17 protein-coding genes, 2 tRNA genes and 2 pseudogenes are annotated in these 16860 nt (G+C 66.7%); 13 read left to right on the top strand and 8 right to left on the bottom strand.

Annotation, left to right across the window (positions count from 1 at the left end):
• Window positions 1–936: pseudogene (locus B4L26_RS10250) on the top strand (potassium transporter); the annotation flags it as partial.
• 80 nt (window positions 937–1016) lie between these two features.
• On the opposite strand, the gene B4L26_RS10245 reads toward B4L26_RS10250, so the two are convergent.
• Both B4L26_RS10245 and B4L26_RS10240 read right to left on the bottom strand, forming a co-directional pair.
• A complete protein-coding gene (locus tag B4L26_RS10245; RefSeq protein WP_290718649.1) occupies window positions 1017–1403 on the bottom strand; it encodes a type II toxin-antitoxin system VapC family toxin in 387 nt (128 codons plus the stop codon).
• 4 nt (window positions 1404–1407) lie between these two features.
• Window positions 1408–1650 (bottom strand): FitA-like ribbon-helix-helix domain-containing protein, encoded by a 243-nt coding sequence (locus B4L26_RS10240; RefSeq protein ID WP_290718647.1) that lies wholly within the window; start codon window positions 1648–1650, stop codon window positions 1408–1410.
• Between the two features lie 219 nt (window positions 1651–1869).
• Between B4L26_RS10240 and B4L26_RS10235 the strand changes: the two genes are divergently transcribed.
• Together B4L26_RS10235 and B4L26_RS10230 are read left to right on the top strand one after the other, a co-directional pair.
• A complete protein-coding gene (locus tag B4L26_RS10235; protein WP_290718645.1) occupies window positions 1870–2223 on the top strand; it encodes a GntR family transcriptional regulator in 354 nt (117 codons plus the stop codon).
• Window positions 2220–3206 (top strand): DUF1648 domain-containing protein, encoded by a 987-nt coding sequence (locus tag B4L26_RS10230; protein WP_290718643.1) that lies wholly within the window; start codon window positions 2220–2222, stop codon window positions 3204–3206. Before B4L26_RS10235 ends, B4L26_RS10230 begins: the two co-directional genes overlap by 4 nt.
• A gap of 22 nt (window positions 3207–3228) precedes the next feature.
• Here the strand turns inward: B4L26_RS10230 and B4L26_RS10225 are convergent, their stop codons facing one another.
• A complete protein-coding gene (locus B4L26_RS10225) occupies window positions 3229–4197 on the bottom strand; it encodes a hypothetical protein (RefSeq protein ID WP_290718641.1) in 969 nt (322 codons plus the stop codon).
• 172 nt (window positions 4198–4369) lie between these two features.
• On the opposite strand from B4L26_RS10225, the gene B4L26_RS10220 reads away from it, so the two are divergent.
• Window positions 4370–5062, top strand: a complete 693-nt coding sequence (locus B4L26_RS10220) for a haloacid dehalogenase type II (protein WP_290718639.1) — start codon at window positions 4370–4372, stop codon at window positions 5060–5062.
• Window positions 5063–5148: 86 nt separating this feature from the next.
• Here the strand turns inward: B4L26_RS10220 and B4L26_RS10215 are convergent, their stop codons facing one another.
• Window positions 5149–6264 (bottom strand): MFS transporter, encoded by a 1116-nt coding sequence (locus B4L26_RS10215; protein ID WP_290718651.1) that lies wholly within the window; start codon window positions 6262–6264, stop codon window positions 5149–5151.
• A gap of 243 nt (window positions 6265–6507) precedes the next feature.
• Here B4L26_RS10215 and B4L26_RS10210 point away from each other — a divergent pair, with 243 nt between their 5' ends.
• The 6 genes from B4L26_RS10210 to B4L26_RS10185 all read left to right on the top strand — a co-directional run bounded on the left by B4L26_RS10210 (window position 6508) and on the right by B4L26_RS10185 (window position 10450).
• Window positions 6508–7293: a fumarylacetoacetate hydrolase family protein gene (locus B4L26_RS10210; protein WP_290718637.1), complete on the top strand. Its 786-nt coding sequence runs from the start codon at window positions 6508–6510 to the stop codon at window positions 7291–7293.
• A complete protein-coding gene (locus B4L26_RS10205) occupies window positions 7290–8138 on the top strand; it encodes an alpha/beta fold hydrolase (protein ID WP_290718635.1) in 849 nt (282 codons plus the stop codon). Before B4L26_RS10210 ends, B4L26_RS10205 begins: the two co-directional genes overlap by 4 nt.
• Before the next feature lie 48 nt (window positions 8139–8186).
• Window positions 8187–9662, top strand: a complete 1476-nt coding sequence (gene gltX, locus B4L26_RS10200) for a glutamate--tRNA ligase (RefSeq protein ID WP_290718633.1) — start codon at window positions 8187–8189, stop codon at window positions 9660–9662.
• A gap of 98 nt (window positions 9663–9760) precedes the next feature.
• A tRNA-Gln gene (locus tag B4L26_RS10195) sits at window positions 9761–9832 on the top strand.
• 61 nt (window positions 9833–9893) lie between these two features.
• Window positions 9894–9966: transfer RNA gene (locus B4L26_RS10190), tRNA-Glu, on the top strand.
• A 103-nt stretch (window positions 9967–10069) separates the two neighbouring features.
• Complete coding sequence (locus B4L26_RS10185) at window positions 10070–10450, top strand: hypothetical protein (RefSeq protein WP_290718631.1); 381 nt, start codon at window positions 10070–10072, stop codon at window positions 10448–10450.
• Window positions 10451–10566: 116 nt separating this feature from the next.
• Here the strand turns inward: B4L26_RS10185 and B4L26_RS10180 are convergent, their stop codons facing one another.
• Both B4L26_RS10180 and B4L26_RS10175 read right to left on the bottom strand, forming a co-directional pair.
• Complete coding sequence (locus tag B4L26_RS10180; protein WP_290718629.1) at window positions 10567–11067, bottom strand: pyridoxamine 5'-phosphate oxidase family protein; 501 nt, start codon at window positions 11065–11067, stop codon at window positions 10567–10569.
• A 34-nt stretch (window positions 11068–11101) separates the two neighbouring features.
• Window positions 11102–11836 (bottom strand): IclR family transcriptional regulator, encoded by a 735-nt coding sequence (locus tag B4L26_RS10175; RefSeq protein ID WP_290718627.1) that lies wholly within the window; start codon window positions 11834–11836, stop codon window positions 11102–11104.
• A 75-nt stretch (window positions 11837–11911) separates the two neighbouring features.
• Here B4L26_RS10175 and leuC point away from each other — a divergent pair, with 75 nt between their 5' ends.
• The 3 genes from leuC (at window position 11912) to B4L26_RS10160 (ending at window position 14967) form a co-directional block, all read left to right on the top strand.
• On the top strand, window positions 11912–13345 hold the full coding sequence (leuC, locus tag B4L26_RS10170; RefSeq protein WP_290718625.1) for a 3-isopropylmalate dehydratase large subunit: 1434 nt from the start codon (window positions 11912–11914) through the stop codon (window positions 13343–13345).
• Window positions 13346–13376: 31 nt separating this feature from the next.
• Window positions 13377–13964 carry a 3-isopropylmalate dehydratase small subunit gene (leuD, locus tag B4L26_RS10165; RefSeq protein ID WP_290718623.1) on the top strand — a complete coding sequence of 196 codons (588 nt, stop codon included), beginning with the start codon at window positions 13377–13379 and terminating at the stop codon, window positions 13962–13964.
• Between the two features lie 196 nt (window positions 13965–14160).
• Window positions 14161–14967, top strand: coding sequence for an HU family DNA-binding protein (locus B4L26_RS10160; RefSeq protein ID WP_290718621.1), 807 nt, complete (start codon window positions 14161–14163; stop codon window positions 14965–14967).
• 3 nt (window positions 14968–14970) lie between these two features.
• Here the strand turns inward: B4L26_RS10160 and B4L26_RS10155 are convergent, their stop codons facing one another.
• Both B4L26_RS10155 and B4L26_RS10150 read right to left on the bottom strand, forming a co-directional pair.
• Window positions 14971–15891: an NUDIX hydrolase gene (locus B4L26_RS10155; protein WP_290718619.1), complete on the bottom strand. Its 921-nt coding sequence runs from the start codon at window positions 15889–15891 to the stop codon at window positions 14971–14973.
• Between the two features lie 11 nt (window positions 15892–15902).
• Window positions 15903–16860 (bottom strand): annotated as a pseudogene (locus tag B4L26_RS10150) (polyphosphate kinase); the annotation flags it as partial.

Raw genomic sequence — 16860 nt, 5'->3', positions numbered from 1 at the left:
GGGGGGGGGGAGCCGATCTGGGTCATCGGCGGTGGCAAGACCGGGATGGATACCGCGCTTGCCCTCGTGACGCGGTACCCGGGTCGCGAGGTCCACCTGGTCGCCGGATCCGGAACCGCCTTCATCAACCGTGACAGGGCGTTCCCCGACGGCGCTATCGACCGCTGGTTCAGTGGGGTGCGGAGCCTGCAGATCTCCGAAGCCGTGTCCCGCAGGTACACCGGGACGAACGGGCACGATGTCCTTCAACAGTTCATCGCCGACGGGACGCTGATCAGTCTTGTCGATCAGCCGCGGCACTACCTGTTCGGCGTCGTCTCCCTAGCGGAGATGGATCGTCTCCGTGCGGACTTGCGGGCGATCCATGTCGACCACCTCGTCGACGCAGTCGATCTGGGCGATGATGTGCAACTGGTCTTCCGGAGCGGTCGAACCGTGACGATTCCGACTGGGAGTTGGATCGTCAATTGCACCGGGTACCTCTGGGAGTCACCCGATGGCTTCGCCCCGGCCCCCTATGTATCGCCGCGTGGCTCGGTCCTGCGGATCCAGCCGCGCGTTGCGACCTTCGTCCTGTCGTCCTTCATCGGGTACTACGTGACTCACCTGTTCCTCCTCGACAAAGCCCGTGAAGTACCGCTCTACGAGATCGACTTCTACACTCTCGCCAAGGCCGCCCCGGAGGAGTTGCCCTGGGTGTTGTACGCCCAGACGAGTTACAACTTGGGTCCTATCGCCGACGTCGTACCCAATTCGGTCTTCAACGACTGCGGGTTGACCTTCGACCTCTGGTACCCCAAACCGCGGCAGTTGTTCGGCGGGTTGAGATTCCTCGCTTTGCGCAAGCGCCTTCGCCCGCGCCAGAAGGCTGCGATGGATACGGTCCGTGAGCGCTACGGCGTGCGCTGCGGGCCGTTGGAGCCGGCGAGCGTCTGACCGCGCAGGAATCCCTCAGGGTTTTCGCCAACCCACCGTCGATTGCTGTTGATTTGACGAAATGGCGGGGGATTCGTGCCCTACCTCCGGCGAAGCAGTTCGACGGGACATGTCACTCCTGGCGCATTGGCCAGTCGCGCATCGGTGGTGAGTAGTGCTGTGGCACCGAGGGACTCGGCTAGTGCGACGTAGGTCGCGTCATAGGCGGAGAGGTTGTGTCGCAACTCCCAAATTCGTGGCCGCAAGTCCTGCGCCGGATAGCGGTCCAGGTGCAGGCCCAAGAAGCCGGCGAAGGCCGTCTCGCCCTGCTTTGGCGTGAGGGCGCCGCTACGTACCAGGTTCCTCAGCGTGTTGATGACCTCGCTGTCGAGGAGATGTGGCGCGGCAAGCACTTCGTCACCGACTTGGTCGAAGTCCAGGGCATTGATCAGCAAGTCGACGACCACGCTGGAATCGATGACTTTCATCGGGTCAGGGCCGGCCCTCGTCGGTTGCCGCTCGTATGGCGGCGTCGGCGATGTCGGGATAGCCGATGCCTGCCTGGGTCTTCCGGATCACCTCGGCGTTGTGCTGGGCCGCGGCCTCGCGTCTGGCGATGGCTTCCAGCTCGGCCCGGATGTAGCGCGTCAAGGACAACCCGCGGGCGGCTGCGGCCTGCACGAGCTTCTCGTGTGTCTCGTCCGAGAGGTCTCGCACCTGGATCACCTTGGACATGTCTCTCATTTTACGCCGATGGGTGCAAACTGCACCCACTCTGAATCGTCGATGGAAGTCGTCATAGTCGTTTAGACGCAGCCCGACGTCGAACGGTTCCGTTCGCCGCGTCACCCCTCACGGTTTCGTCAGCCCACCGTTGATCGATGTTGGGTTGACGAAACCAGGGTTAGACCTTTGGCTATTGTTCTATTTACAATAGAACTATAGAATCAAGTCATGTTGATCCGGATCGATCCCGCAGACCGGGCCGCGCTGCATGAGCAGGTCGCCGCCTCGGTGCGCGGGGCGGTGCGCAGTGGGGAAGTGGGCCCGGGTGAACGGCTCCCGACGGCCCGCGACGTCGCAGCGTCGCTCGATATCAACATGCACACCGTCTTGCGCGCCTACCAAACCCTGCGCGACGAGGGCGTCATTGAGCTGCGCCGCGGTCGCGGTGCCGTCGTCGCCGATAACGCCGCCACGACCGCCGCGTTGGCCGACGCCGTCGACCACGTCCTCGACGTCGCACGACGCCACGGGGTCAGCACCGAGTCATTGATCCAAACCATCAACGAGAGGAGCTCCCGATGAGCGCCGACCCGACCACCACGACCATGCCGCGCCTGCGGCTGATCATCCAGCTCGCGCTGACTTGCGTGGTGATCGGCGCGATCGGGTCGGTGGTCATCGCACAGTGGCGCGACAGCCTGCCCGATCCGGTGGCCACCCACTTCGGCACGTCGGAAGCCGACGGCTTCACGTCGCTGCCCTGGGTGATCGCCCAGCCGTTCATCGTCGGCGCTGTGTGTGCAGCCGTCGGCGCCGCGCTCCTGATGACCGCGGTGCCGCGATCACTAGCCCAGTGGGTGACGGGCGGGATCGCGGGGCTGGCGGCCGGAATCGTCGTCCTCGTGTTGACGATGGTGGGCCGTCAGCGGGGTCTGGCCGACGCCGCACTGGCCACCTTCTCGCCGTGGTCGATCGTGCCGGCGATCGTGGCCGGCGTGGTGGTGGGTGCATTGCTCACGCGGCTGGTGCCGCAGTGGAGCGAGCCGGACTCGCCGTCGGGCGACGGTGAACGGCCGGTGGCGCCGTTGCGGGACGGGGAGCGCTTCGTCTGGACGCGGCGGGCATCATCGACTCTGGCGACAGCCGCCCTGATTGCCGTGAGCGCAGTGCCACTGTGTGTCGTCGGCTGGGTGACCGGAATGCGCCTGCTTTTCGTAGTTGCGCTCATCCTCGTGCTCATCGGCGCGGTGATGTGGTCGGTGCGCGTGACGGTGAACCGGCAGGGTGTGACGATCCGTTCGGGCCTGGGTTGGCCCAAGATCACCGTCGCGATGGACGAGATCGACCACGCCGAAGTCGTCGAGGTGAACGCCCTGCGGGACTACGGCGGGTACGGCTATCGCGTGGGCGTCACCGGTCCTCGCAAGGGCACCAAGGGATTCGTCCTACGGTCGGGGAGTGCGTTGCTGCTCATCAAGCGCGACGGCGGTGGAGTGGTCGTAGTCGTCGTCGACGACGCCGCGACCGCCGCCGGCCTGGTCAACGCCGTCTGCGCCGCCCGGTAGACCTCAACCCCACCGCGTTTCGTCAACCCAGCTTCGGCTGATGTTGGGTTGACGAAACGGGGGTGGGTTGGTGCATGTGGGAACGCCACGGGTTGAGGATGCCGAGCAGCGAGCCGTCGCGCAGCGTGCCCCACGTCCAGCGCAGCATCATGTAGCCGGCCGCCCGGATGTCGTCTTCGCGCGCTTTCTCGCGCAGGATGACATCGGCGATGTCCTCTCCGGGGCGAAGTAAGCGGCCGTACTTGATCTTTCCGTCGAACTCGGCGACGAGCCTGGGGCCCAGACCGAAGTCGCAGCGATACTCGCGGCCACTGATGCCGCGGACCCATTGCTGTACGCGGGGCCGGGGGAGGCCAGCGGTAAGGATTTGCGCGCGACTCCACGATTCTCCGACGCTCTCCGACTCGCCGTCGGCGAGGTCGATGGCGCGTCGGGCCGGACGAACTCCTCGTCGCGGTCCGGTGAGGGAATCGTGCATCGTGTCGCGGTCGGCTCCTCGTCGCAGCGTCGAATCGAACACGGTGAGTGCTTGGGCGAAACTGCCCATCGTCGCGACGTCGACGGCGGTGCGCGCCAGCGAAGTGACCGCGACACCGTCGACGCTCACGACCTCGTCGTCGCGCAGGGTCGACTGGTGGACGTGGCGGTTCGAACGGATCCCGCCGCCACGCCCATCGGTCGTGGTCACGTGCACGCGACGGTGGTCCGGCGACAGGGTTAGAAGTCGATGGACCGCCGCAGCTGAGGTGTGACTGAGTGGCAGAGCGTGGTCGGCGCAGGACGTGGCCACGGCGATCGACTGCAAGCGGAACAGCTCCTCGCGGCCCTTCGCGTCGTCGAACGCCTTGCTGTTCGGCACATACACGCCCGGGGTGAGGCGCAGAAGTGCGCCGCGTCGTACCGCCGCGCACAGTTCGTCGTCGGAGATGTCGAACGCGAGGGCGGTGGGACGTCGGATCAGGCCGTGGCGGTCGACAGGGAATGCGGTCATGCGGGGTTAGACGCAGGCCGGTATCGAACGGTTCCATTCGACCACCGTCGACGTGCAGGGCCGTCTACTTAGTTGCAGGTCTGAATCCATCACCGTTTCGTCAACCCAACGTCGGCTGATGTTGGGTTGACGAAACGGGGGTGGGTTGGTGCATGGCGCGTAGGCTTCACCGATGACCGACGACATCCGCGTCCTTGCCTTCGACACGTTCGGTACTGTCACCGATTGGTTCACCGGCATTTCCGGGGCGGTCACAGCGGCCGTACCCGGCGTCGACGCCGCCGAGTTCGCGTGGCGCTGGCGCGGCAAGTACGTCGTGATCTTGGCCCGGGTGGAGTCCGGTGAGCTGCCGTGGCGTGGTCTCGACGACCTACAGACCGAGACATTGCACGAGGTGGCAGCAGACTTGGGCGTCACCATCGCCGACGACGACGCACTGCGACTGGTGCGGGCGTGGCGCGAGATCCCCGGCTGGCCTGATGTTGCCGGTGGTCTGGCGCGGTTGCGCACGCGGTTCACAGTTTGCGCGTTGAGCAATGGCAGTGTCGCGATGCTGACCGAGATGTCCAAGCGCAATGGTTTTGGCTGGGATTTCATCGGTGGTTCCGATCTGTGGCGCCACTACAAACCGGCCCGCGAAGTCTATTGCGGCTTCGCCGAACTCATGGAGGTCGAGCCCGGTCAGGTGCTGATGGTGGCCACCCACCAATCCGATCTCGACGCGGCCCGCAGCTTCGGTTTACGCACGGCGTTCATCGAACGTCCGCAGGAATGGGGCAATGTCCCCAAGGATGATTCGGGTTCACCGCAAAACGACTTTCACGCCAAGGATCTAAACGACCTTGCTGAACAGCTCAACTGCTGATCTCGGCATCACAGTGAGAGGCTGAATCCATCGCGGTTTTGTCAACCCAGCGTCGGTCGATGCTGGGTTGACGAAATAGCGGCGGCTTACTGCGGGTCGCGGGGAACCAGCGCGAGCGCGAGCAGCGGAGGCACCGCGGACAGGGCATAGGCCCACGCGTATCCGTGGCCCTCGATGATCCGCGCGATCAAGGGGACCGCGGCGGCGCTGAGTATGTACTGGCTGGTGTTCTGGATGGCCAGGCCGCGGCCGCTCCACGCCGGGCCCGCGTACTCGGCGATGGCGGTGAACGCCAGACCGTTGTCGGCGACCACCACGATCGATGCGGCGACCATGACCAGGACCGCGACCGGCGAACCGATGGCGTCGGTGGCCGCCAGGGCCGCCATCAGGAGTGCGGCCAGCGCGGCGATGATGCGGATCGGGCGCATGCGTGAACCCCACCGATCCGACCAGCGGCCCGCGGCGATGCGGCCCAGCGCGGCGACGACCTGCGTCGCGGTCACCGCCACGCCGGCCTGCAGCGGCGGCCAGTGCCGCGCGATCATCAACCAGGCTGGCACGAATGTCCACAACGCGACCTGCGGCACCACCAGCAGGACACTCACCGCGTGGACCCGCACCAGGAAGTTGGTGCGCCGGTACGGGTTCGGGGCGTCGGTTCCGGCCGCCGACGTCGAGTGGGGAGGGTCCACGATTGTCAATGCCGTAGCGGCCAGGGCGATGACTGCGACGACGACGAAGACGGCGAATCCCGCCGTCGCTCCGAAGTGCTGCGCCAAAACGGGGACCGTGAGACCCGTGACGCCGACGCCCAGCGGCTGCGCCATCTGGCGGATGCCCATCGCGGTGCCGCGCTGATGCGCCGGGAACCACCCGACGACGATGCGCCCGCTCGCGCCGTTCGTCGACGCGGAGACCGCGCCACCGGTGAACAGGCCCAGCCAAAGCCCCCAGGTCGGTGCTCCGAGGGCCGATGCCACGGTGGTCGCTGCCGTCGCCACAACGGTCAGCGACAGCGACAGCAGCAGGATGCGCCGCTCGCCGACCCGGTCGAGCGCCCACCCCCACAGCACCGTCGTCGCAACCATCCCGACCATCGGCGCCGACGCCAAGACCGACGCCGCGGGCAGGCTCATACCGTCGGCGTGCAGCCGTGGGATCAGGAAGGCGACGCCGCTGGCCAGGCACGTTGTCGCCATTGCGGCCAACAGTGACGTGGCCAGGATCACCCAGCGGCGGGCGTCAGACACGGTGCCCGATGTTGACTGCAAGGTCTACTCCCTTTCGTCGTGTCTGGTCCGCTACCTGCGGGAACCCGCTAGTTCGGCAAATCTGGTTTCCGAACGCTGTCCCAACTAGTGGGACGTTCATTTCACAGTGTAGAACTCCGCGAGCTGTTTGCGCATTCGCGTTCCCGTCCAATGGGACGATAGGCTGGCCCAATGCGACTAGGACGACTCGCCACCCGCGACGGGGTGGTTTTCGCGGCGATCGAAGGTGAATCGGGGGCAGAAACGGCCCGCGAGATCGCCGAACACCCCTTTGGCACTCCGACATTCACCGGCCGTACCTGGCCTCTCGCCGACGTGCGGGTCCTCGCCCCGATCCTCGCCACCAAGGTCATCTGCATCGGCAAGAATTACGCCGCCCATGCTGCCGAGATGGGTACCGAAGCTCCCGCGGACCCGGTCATCTTCATGAAGCCCAACACCGCGATCATCGGACCCGAGGCGCCCATCGTTCGGCCGCCGTCGTCGGACCGGGTCGACTACGAGGGTGAGCTGGCCGTCGTGATCGGGCGGCCGTGCAAGGACGTGCGCGCCGGAGACGCTGCCGCATCGATCCTCGGCTACACCGTCGCCAACGACGTCACCGCGCGCGATCAGCAGAAGATCGACGGCCAGTGGACCCGTGCCAAGGGGTACGACACCTTCTGCCCGCTGGGACCGTGGATCGACACCGACTTCGACCCGTCCGACGCGGTGATCCGCACCGAGCTGATCGGTCTCGACGGTCAGACGACGGTCAAGCAGCAGTCGCGGACCTCGTTGATGCTGCACAGCGTCGGCGAGATCGTCGAATGGGTGTCGCGCGTGATGACGCTCCTGCCCGGCGATGTGATCCTCACCGGCACCCCCGAGGGCATCGGCCCGATGGTCGCCGGGGAACGCGTCTCGGTGACCATCGAGGGCCTCGGCACCCTCTCGAACCCGGTGGTGGACAAATGAGCCCGCATCGTCGCGGTCATCGGCCGGGCCCGCCCGTCAGCGCACAGATCAACGGGATCACGCTGTCCTACGAGGACTCCGGCGGCACCGGCGATCCGGTCGTGATGGTGATGGGCACCGGAAGCCCCGGTCGGGTGTGGAAGGCGAACCAGACGCCGGCCCTGATCGGTGCCGGGTATCGGGTAATCACCTTCGACAACCGCGGGATCGCCCCGTCGTCGGAGTGTGCCGAGGGCTTCACGATCAACGACATGGTCGCCGATACCGCCGCCCTCATCGAGCACCTGGGCATCGGGTCGGCACATGTCGTCGGGACGTCACTGGGCGCGCGCATCACCCAGGAGTTGGCGCTCGCGCGCCCGGACGTCGTGCGCTCGGCGTCGATGCTGGGCACCTACGGCCGCACCACACCGCTCGTCGCAGCCTTCGGTGCCGGTGAGCGGGCGCTCTATGACCAGGGCATCGAGCTGCCCAAGCACTATGCCGCAGCGGTCACCGCACACATGAACCTGTCGCCGCACACGCTGGCCGACGACCGAGCCGCGCGGGACTGGCTCGACATCATCGAATTCTCGCCGCAGCGGGTCACGCCGGGCGTGCGGGCGCAGTTGGGCCTGCACGAGGGGGAGATCGATAGGTTGGCGGCCTACCGCGGGATCACCCGCCCAGCGCTCGTCGTCGGGTTCGAAGACGACCGCACCCTGCCGGCGTTCCTGGCCCGCGAGGTGGCCGAGGCGATCCCCGGGGCGCGCTACGAGGTCGTCGAGAAGGCGGGCCATTTCGGCTACCTGGAGCAGCCCGCACGGGTCAACGAATTGTTGTTGGAGTTCCTCGGTCAGCACTGACACCGATGGGCGTAAAGCCGTTTGGCGGTGTTCGCTACCGTTGACGGCATGACCAGCCCTGTTCGCGTCCGATTCTGTCCGTCGCCCACCGGCACCCCGCACGTCGGGCTCGTCCGCACCGCGTTGTTCAACTACGCGTACGCGCGGCACACCGGCGGCACTTTCGTGTTCCGTATCGAGGACACCGATGCCGCCCGCGACAGCGAGGAGAGCTACGCGGCCATCCTCGACGCACTGCGGTGGCTCGGCCTGGACTGGGACGAGGGACCCGAGGTCGGCGGCCCCTACGGCCCGTATCGCCAGAGCCAGCGCCGCGAGATCCACCTCGACGTCGTCGCCAAGCTGCTCGAGGCCGGTGAGGCGTATGAGGCCTATTCCACCCCGGAGGAGGTCGAGGCGCGGCACAAGGCGGCCGGGCGCGACCCGAAGCTCGGCTACGACAACTTCGACCGCGACCTGACCGACGAGCAGCGTGCCGCATACCGGGCAGAGGGCCGCAGCCCCGTCGTGCGTCTGCGTATGCCCGACGAGGACCTCACTTGGGACGACCTGGTGCGCGGTGAGACGACGATCAAGGCGGGTACCGTGCCCGACTTCGCCCTGACCCGCGGTAGCGGCGACCCGCTCTACACGCTGGTGAACCCGGTCGACGACGCGATGATGAAGATCACCCACGTCCTGCGCGGTGAGGACCTGCTGTCCTCGACTCCACGACAGATCGCGCTCTACCGTGCGCTGGAGCGCATCGGCATCGCCGACGGGGTACCGCGCTTCGGTCATCTCCCGTTCGTGATGGGGGAGGGCAACCGCAAGCTGTCCAAGCGCGACCCACAGTCGAGCCTGTTCCACCACCGCGACCGCGGGTTCCTGCCCGAAGGCCTGCTCAACTACCTCGCGCTGCTCGGTTGGGGCTATAGCGGCGACACCGACGTCTTCACCCTCGGGCAGATGGTCGAGGCTTTCGACGTCGCCGACGTCAACTCCAACCCCGCACGCTTCGACGAGAAGAAGGCTGAAGCGATCAATGCCGAGCACATCCGGATGCTCGAGCCGGCGGAGTTCACACAGCGTCTCGGGGCGTACCTCGTCGATGCGGGCCACCTCGACGACGCCGCTGTCACCGCGCCGGCGTTTGGCGCGCTCGCAGAACTGATCCAGACGCGCATCCAGGTGCTCGGCGACGCGTGGGGCCTCATCAAGTTCTTCTACGTCGACGACGATGAGTTCGTCGTCGACGAGGCATCGGCGGCCAAGAACCTCGGTGCCGACGCCAGCCCGGTGCTCGACGCCGCGATCACCGCGCTTGACGGGTTGTCGCCGTGGGACACCCCGACGATCGAGGAGGCCCTCAAGTCTGCACTGGTCGAGGGACTGGAGCTCAAGCCGCGCAAGGCGTTCGGCCCTGTTCGCGTCGCGGTCACCGGGGCCGCGGTGAGTCCGCCGCTGTACGAGTCGATGGAGGTCCTGGGCGCCGAGAAGTCGCTCGCCCGTCTCCGGGATGCCCAGGCGAAGTTTGCCCGATAGCGGCGCTGGCCTGCGCGTTTGTGCTATTTGGGGGCCATCCTGCTAACCTACTTCTCGGTCCTCATCCCGGGGGTAACACCCGGGGATCGGAAACCCATTGGGGTATGGTGTAATTGGCAACACAGCTGATTCTGGTTCAGCCATTCTAGGTTCGAGTCCTGGTACCCCAGCGGACTTCACGGTCGCGCTGATCCCGGTAACGGGGTGGTTCGAGTCGAGAAGTGAGTTCAGGCCCCCTTCGTCTAGCGGCCTAGGACGCCGCCCTCTCAAGGCGGTAACGCGGGTTCAAATCCCGTAGGGGGTACAAGCGAGGCGCCCCACCGGTTTTCCGGTGGGGCGCTTTGGTTTTTCGCCGACCGAGCCCAGGATCCCGCTGACCGAGCCCACGACCTAGGAACGAGCAAGGTATGAATCGAACAACGCTGATCACCCGCGCCGTTTGGGCGGCAGTTGCCGCGCTGAGCTTGTGCCTCTTTCCGCATCCGGGAGTGGCGGGCGCCGACGGTCCGGCCGACGAGGTCCGATTCGTCGAAGTTGTCCGCGCGAACCTGCCGTACTACGTGATTCCGGGCGGTCGATTCGCCACCGACCCTCAGGTGCTCGCGTCGGGCTATCGGGCGTGCGCGGAGTTGGATCGATCGCCGACCGACGCGATGCGCGCGGCACGCGCGTTCTATCCAGGGGGAAACACAACCGACGGCGCGATTGCCGACGACGGTCATCGGTTCCTGCAGTACTCGGCGATCTATCTCTGCAAGCGCCACGCGCATCTGTACGACGACTTCTGACGCGCGCGGGCTCAACCGACGGGGATTTGGGCTCGGTCGACGTCGGATTGGGCTCAACCGACGGGGATTTGGGCTCGGTCGACGTCGGATTGGGCTCGCTCGGCGCTAGATCGGGCTCACTCGACGTATTGCGCGGTCGTACCACTCAGCGGGATCGCGGGCAGGCCGAGTTTGCGGTGGTCCCAGCTGCGGACGCGATCGGCCCGGATGACGATCGCGACGCGCTTGTTCATCATCTGCTCGACCATCGGGCGCACCTCTTCGGAGTAGGGGCCGTTGTATCGCTCCCAGACGCTGATGCCGGTGGCGAGGATGGTCTCGGCGTCGTCGAAGATCTCCGCGATCCCCTCGATGGCGACGCCGCGCAATTGGTCGTAGGTCTTGCCCGCTTCGATCGAGATCGAGCACCGCGGATTGCGCTGCAGGTTGACCGCCTTCTGCGACTTGAGTTTCGTCTCGATCCACACCTCGCCGTCGATGACGCCGTACCACATGGCGACCAGGTGGATTGATCCGTCAGGACCGTGTGTCGCCAGCGTGGCGGTCCGCTGGGTGTTGAGGAAGTCGGCGATCTCCTCGTCGGACATGACAATCTGGCTGCGTTGGTTGATGCCCATGGCATCGACCATAGACGCCGACCTCCGACGCCCGTCACACCTCCGCGAGCATCAAGCGTTCCTGCAGGGCCTCGGCAGCGGCAACCAGGTCGGCGGCCCACCGCGCGCCGGGGCGTCGGCCGATGCGCTCGACCGGCCCGGACACCGAGATCGCGGCGACTACTTCACCGTCGGTGTCGCGCACCGGTGCCGACACGCTCGCCACGCCAGCGGCGCGCTCGGCTACGCTCTGCGCCCAGCCCCGCCGGCGGACGTCGGCGAGGGTGCGTTCGGCGAATACGCTGTTGTCAAGGAGCGGGGCACGGACGCCTTCGGGCGCCCACGCCAGCAGGACCTTGGCTGCGGAACCGGCGGTCATGGGCAGTCGGCTGCCCACCGGCACGGTGTCGCGCAGGCCGCTGGGCGGCTCGAGCGCTGCCACACAGACGCGTTCGGCACCGTCGCGCCGGTAGATCTGGACTGATTCACCGGTGATCTCGCGCAGGCGCGGCAGGATCGCCAGCGCTGCGTCGGGAATCCGGTCGGCATGCGAGCCGGACAGCTCGCGCAGGGCGGGACCGGGCAGCCAGCGCCCCGTCGTGTCGCGGGCGATCAACCGGTGTGACTCCAACCCGACGGCGAGCCGGTGCGCGGTCGCGCGGGGCAGGCCGGTCGCCTCGCACAGCTCGGCCAGATTGCACGGCCGGGTGGAGACGGCCTGCAAGACGGTGACTGATTTGTCGAGGACACCGATTCCGCTGACCGCCGCCGGTGCGGTAGGATTTCCCATAAGACGATACTAACTGTCCATATAGTGAGATTCCAACAGTCACAGCCCGATTGTTGGGGGAAGTAGCGAGGAGCCATGAGCAGCAGCCCGGCCAAGCCCCGCACACTCGCCGAGAAGGTGTGGGACGACCACGTCGTGGTACGCGGCGAGGTCGACGATTCGGGGCAGCGCAACCCCGACCTGATCTACATCGACCTGCACCTCGTTCACGAGGTCACCTCTCCGCAGGCCTTCGACGGTCTGCGGATGGCCGGTCGGCCGGTGCGCCGCACCGACCTCACCATCGCCACCGAGGACCACAACGTCCCGACGGTCGACATCGACAAGCCGATCGCCGACCCCGTTTCGCGCACCCAGGTGGAGACGCTGCGGCGCAACTGCGAGGAGTTCGGCGTCCGGCTGTACCCGATGGGCGACGCCGAGCAGGGCATCGTCCACGTCGTAGGCCCCCAACTCGGCCTGACGCAGCCGGGGATGACCGTCGTCTGCGGTGACAGCCACACGTCGACGCACGGCGCATTCGGCGCGATCGCGATGGGCATCGGCACGTCGGAGGTCGAGCATGTCCTCGCGACCCAGACGCTGTCGCTACGCCCGTTCAAGACCATGGCCATCACCGTCGACGGTGAGCTGCCGCCGGGCGTCACCAGCAAAGACCTCATCCTGGCGGTCATCGCCAAGATCGGTACCGGTGGCGGGCAGGGCTACGTCCTGGAATACCGGGGGCCAGCCATCGAGAAGCTTTCGATGGACGCGCGCATGACCATGTGCAACATGTCCATCGAGGCCGGCGCGCGCGCCGGGATGATCGCCCCCGATGAGATCACCTACGAGTTCCTCAAGGGCCGCCCGCACGCGCCGACCGGAGCCGAGTGGGACGCGGCGGTGCAGTACTGGGACAGCCTGCGCACCGATCCCGACGCCGAGTTCGACGCCGAGGTCCACATCAATGCCTCCGAGCTGACCCCCTTCGTCACATGGGGCACCAACCCGGGCCAGGGCGCGCCGCTCGGATCAGCCGTGCCCGATCCCGAGGACTTCGGCAACGACAACGACAAGCAGGCCGCACAGCGGGCGCTGGAGTACATGGACCTGACCCCGGGGACACCGCTGCGCGAGGTCCCCGTCGACGCCGTCTTCGTCGGTTCATGCACCAATGGCCGAATCGAGGATCTACGCGCGGTGGCCGACGTGCTGCGAGGGCGCCACGTCGCCGACGGGGTGCGCATGCTGATCGTCCCGGGATCGATGAAGGTGCGCGCGCAGGCCGAGGGTGAAGGCCTCGGTGAGATCTTCACCTCCGCCGGCGCCGAATGGCGCCAGGCCGGCTGCTCGATGTGTCTGGGTATGAACCCCGATCAACTGGCGCCGGGGGAGCGGTGCGCGTCGACCTCCAACCGCAATTTCGAGGGGCGTCAGGGTAAGGGTGGCCGGACGCATCTCGTCTCGCCGGCCGTCGCCGCTGCGACCGCCGTGCGCGGCACCCTGTCAGCGCCGGCAGACCTGTAGCCGCACAAGAATTTTCGAGGAGTCACCAGACATGGAACCACTCACCACGCATACCGGCATCGGCGTGCCGCTGCGGCGCAGCAACGTTGACACCGACCAGATCATCCCCGCGGTCTACCTGAAGCGGGTCACACGCACAGGGTTCGAGGACGGCCTGTTTTCGTCGTGGCGCACCGATCCGGACTTTATCCTCAACAACGAGCCGTACAACCACGGTTCGGTGCTGGTCGCCGGGCCCGATTTCGGCACCGGGTCCTCGCGCGAGCACGCGGTATGGGCCTTGATGGACTTCGGTTTTCGCGTCGTCCTCAGCTCCCGGTTCGCCGACATCTTCCGCGGCAACTCCGGCAAGGCGGGTTTGCTTGCCGCACAAGTGGATCAGGGCGACATCGAGTTGATCTGGAAGCGGCTGGAGAACGAACCGGGTCTGGAACTGACCGTCGACCTGGCCGATCGCACAGTCACCGCAGGTGACCTCGTCGTGCCGTTCCAGATCGACGAGTACACGCGCTGGCGACTGATGGAGGGCCTCGACGACATCGGGCTCACCCTGCGCGAGGTCGAGGCGATCGACCTGTTCGAGCAAACCCGCCCGGCATTCAAGCCGACGACGCTCTGACCGGTCGTCGTCCTCGGGCACTGCGGGCTGAGATGGCGTCCCGGTCAACAGGATTCGGCCCTTGGCGCTGTGCGCGGCGCGCCGCTCGACGTGATGGACGTTTGGGAACACGACGTTTACGGTTGTGTTAGCCAGGTCACATTTTGAGGTGATCGAGCTGCCCATCGTGTCGGACTCAGAGTGCGGGAGGTCTTCAGTGAACAAGGCGGAACTCATCGACGAGTTGACCAAGCGACTTAAGGCGGATCGCCAGACGGCGACCGACGCCGTGGAGCAGGTCATCGACACGATCGTGCGCGCCGTGCAGCGGGGCGAGAAGGTCACCATTACCGGGTTCGGCGTGTTCGAGAAGCGCAAGCGAGCACCGCGCGTGGCCCGCAACCCGCGCACCGGCGAGACGGTGAAAGTGAAAGCGGTCAACGTGCCGTCGTTCCGCCCCGGAGCCCAGTTCAAGTCCGTGATCGCCGGCAAGGTGAAGCTGCCGGTCGGTATCCCCGCCATCAAGCGCGGGGCGGTTGATGCGGCACCGGCGAAGAAGGCTGAGCCCGCCAAGAAGGCGGCACCCGCAAAGAACGCGGCGCCCGCGAAGAAGGCCGTGGCGTCCAAGGCCGCACCGGCCAAGAAGGCTGCAGCTGTCAAGAAGGCCGCGCCGGCCAAGAAGGCTGTAGCGACCAAGCCTGCGCCGGCGAAGAAGGCTGCGACGACTAAGGCTGCGCCGGCCAAGAAGGCGGTGGCGACGAAGGCCGCACCTGCGAAGAAGGCCGCGCCGGCCAAGACCGCGGCCACCAAGGCTGCGCCCGCGAAGAAGGCAGCGCCCGCCAAGAAGGCCGTAGCGACCAAGTCGGCGCCCGCGAAGAAGGCAGCGCCTGCGAAGAAGGCGGCGCCGGCCAAGACCGCGGCGCCGGCCAAGAAAGCCGCGCCCGCGAAGAAGGCGGTGGCGACCAAGGCTGCGCCTGCGAAAAAGGCAGCGCCTACCAAGAAGACTGCACCGGCGAAGAAGTAGCCGCTATTCGAAGTCGGGCAGCGGATCGGCGATGTGGTCGGCGGCGACGACGCGACCGTCGGCGTCGACGGAGAGCACCCAGGTGCTGCCCTTGCGATTGCGATTGGACGGTAACTCGAATCCGTCGCGAACCGACCACCACTCCATCAAGGGTGCGATCACCTTGCCCTGACTGCACACCACGTGGACGGCGCCGGTCTTGCCGGCGAGCTCGACCATCCTCTTGTACGCCCGCTCGGGGTCAAGCGCGTACGCCTCTTCGGTGAGCGCGGTCTCGATCATGATGTCGCGGCCGCCGAGCCGCCGGGCCAACGGCTCAAGCGTCTGGATACAGCGTCGGCGGTCGGCGGCATGTAGTCGGCGCGCGCCGAACAGCGGCAACAGGTCCGTGAGCGCCTGCGCTTGAGCGCGGCCGGCACGCTCCAGCGGCCGCTGGGCGTCAGGGCCGGAGTACCGCGATCGGCGTCCAGCCTTGGCGTGGCGCACCAGGAGCAGCGTGTGGAGGTCGGCGGGTGCGGCGAGGAAGGTGTCGACGACCATCCGGTCGAGCGTGTAGGTCAGCAACTCCTTCGCCCTTGCCGGCGTCGTCCAGACGAGTTCGTCGACCTCCTTGTTGGGGCTGAAGCGGCCACCGACCTTCCGGGCCGACCAGTACCGGACGTGTTTGCGTTTCGAGCCGCCATTGATCGCATAGGTGACTTGGCGCAGGTGCCGGCCCAACACCACGTGGTAGCCGGTTTCCTCGGCGATTTCGCGTACCGCACACGCGTAGACGGTCTCACCGGACTCGGCCTTGCCCTTGGGCAGCGTCCAATCGTCGTAGGCGGGACGGTGGATCACCGCGATCTCCGGCTCACCGCAAGGATTCTTCGGCGATGGCCGCCACAGGACACCGCCCCCGGCCCAGACTGCGCGCACACTCATGGCTCTAACCGCTAGACCGTTCCGGCCGCCGACCGGCGATACCGTGCCATCAACTCGGTCTGGTGGTCGCGCACCTCCGCACCCTCACCCGGCGAGGCGGTCCAGTGGCCGTCGTAGCCGAGAACCCAGCAGCGGGTCCGCGGGTCGAGTGCGGAGTCGAAGATCTCGCCGAGTTGGCGCGTCAACCGTTCGTCGCGGACCTGTGCCATGACCTCGATGCGCCGGTCCAGGTTGCGGTGCATCATGTCGGCACTGCCGATCCAGAACTCGTCCTGGCCGCCGAAGTGCAGGATTCGCGAGTGTTCGAGGAAACGGCCCAGGATGGACCGGACCACGATGTTCTCGCTGACCCCGGGGATACCCGGGCGCAGGGCGCAGATCCCGCGAACCACGATCTCGACCGGCACGCCCGCCTGTGACGCGCGGTAGAGCGCGTCGATGATTTGTTCATCGACCAGCGCGTTGGCCTTCAGGCGGATCAGTGCCGACGACGAGCCGCCGCGGTGCAGGTCGATCTCGTTCTGGATCCGCTCGATGAGCCCCGCCCGGATGCCGTCAGGGGCGACCAGAAGGTTGCGGTAGGTGTGCTTGCGTGAATATCCGGTCAGAGTGTTGAAAAGGTCGGTGAGATCGGCACCGATCTCCGGTGCGGCGGTGAAAAGGCCGACGTCCTCGTAGAGCCGAGCCGTCTTGGGGTTGTAGTTGCCGGTCCCGATGTGGCAGTAGCGGCGGATGGTCGAACCCTCGCGGCGCACCACCAGGCACGTCTTGCAGTGCGTCTTGAGGCCGATGAGCCCGTAGACGACGTGGACACCGGCCTGCTCCAGCTTGCGCGCCCACTTGATGTTGGCCTGCTCGTCGAAGCGGGCCTTGATCTCCACGAGCGCGACGACCTGCTTGCCGGCCTCGGCGGCGTCGATCAGGGCGTCGACGATAGGCGAATCACCCGACGTGCGGTAGAGCGTCTGC

Source organism: Gordonia sp. UBA7599, from assembly GCA_002477755.1.
Classification (GTDB): Bacteria; Actinomycetota; Actinomycetes; order Mycobacteriales; family Mycobacteriaceae; genus Gordonia.
This window is presented reverse-complemented; position numbering and strand designations above follow the sequence as displayed.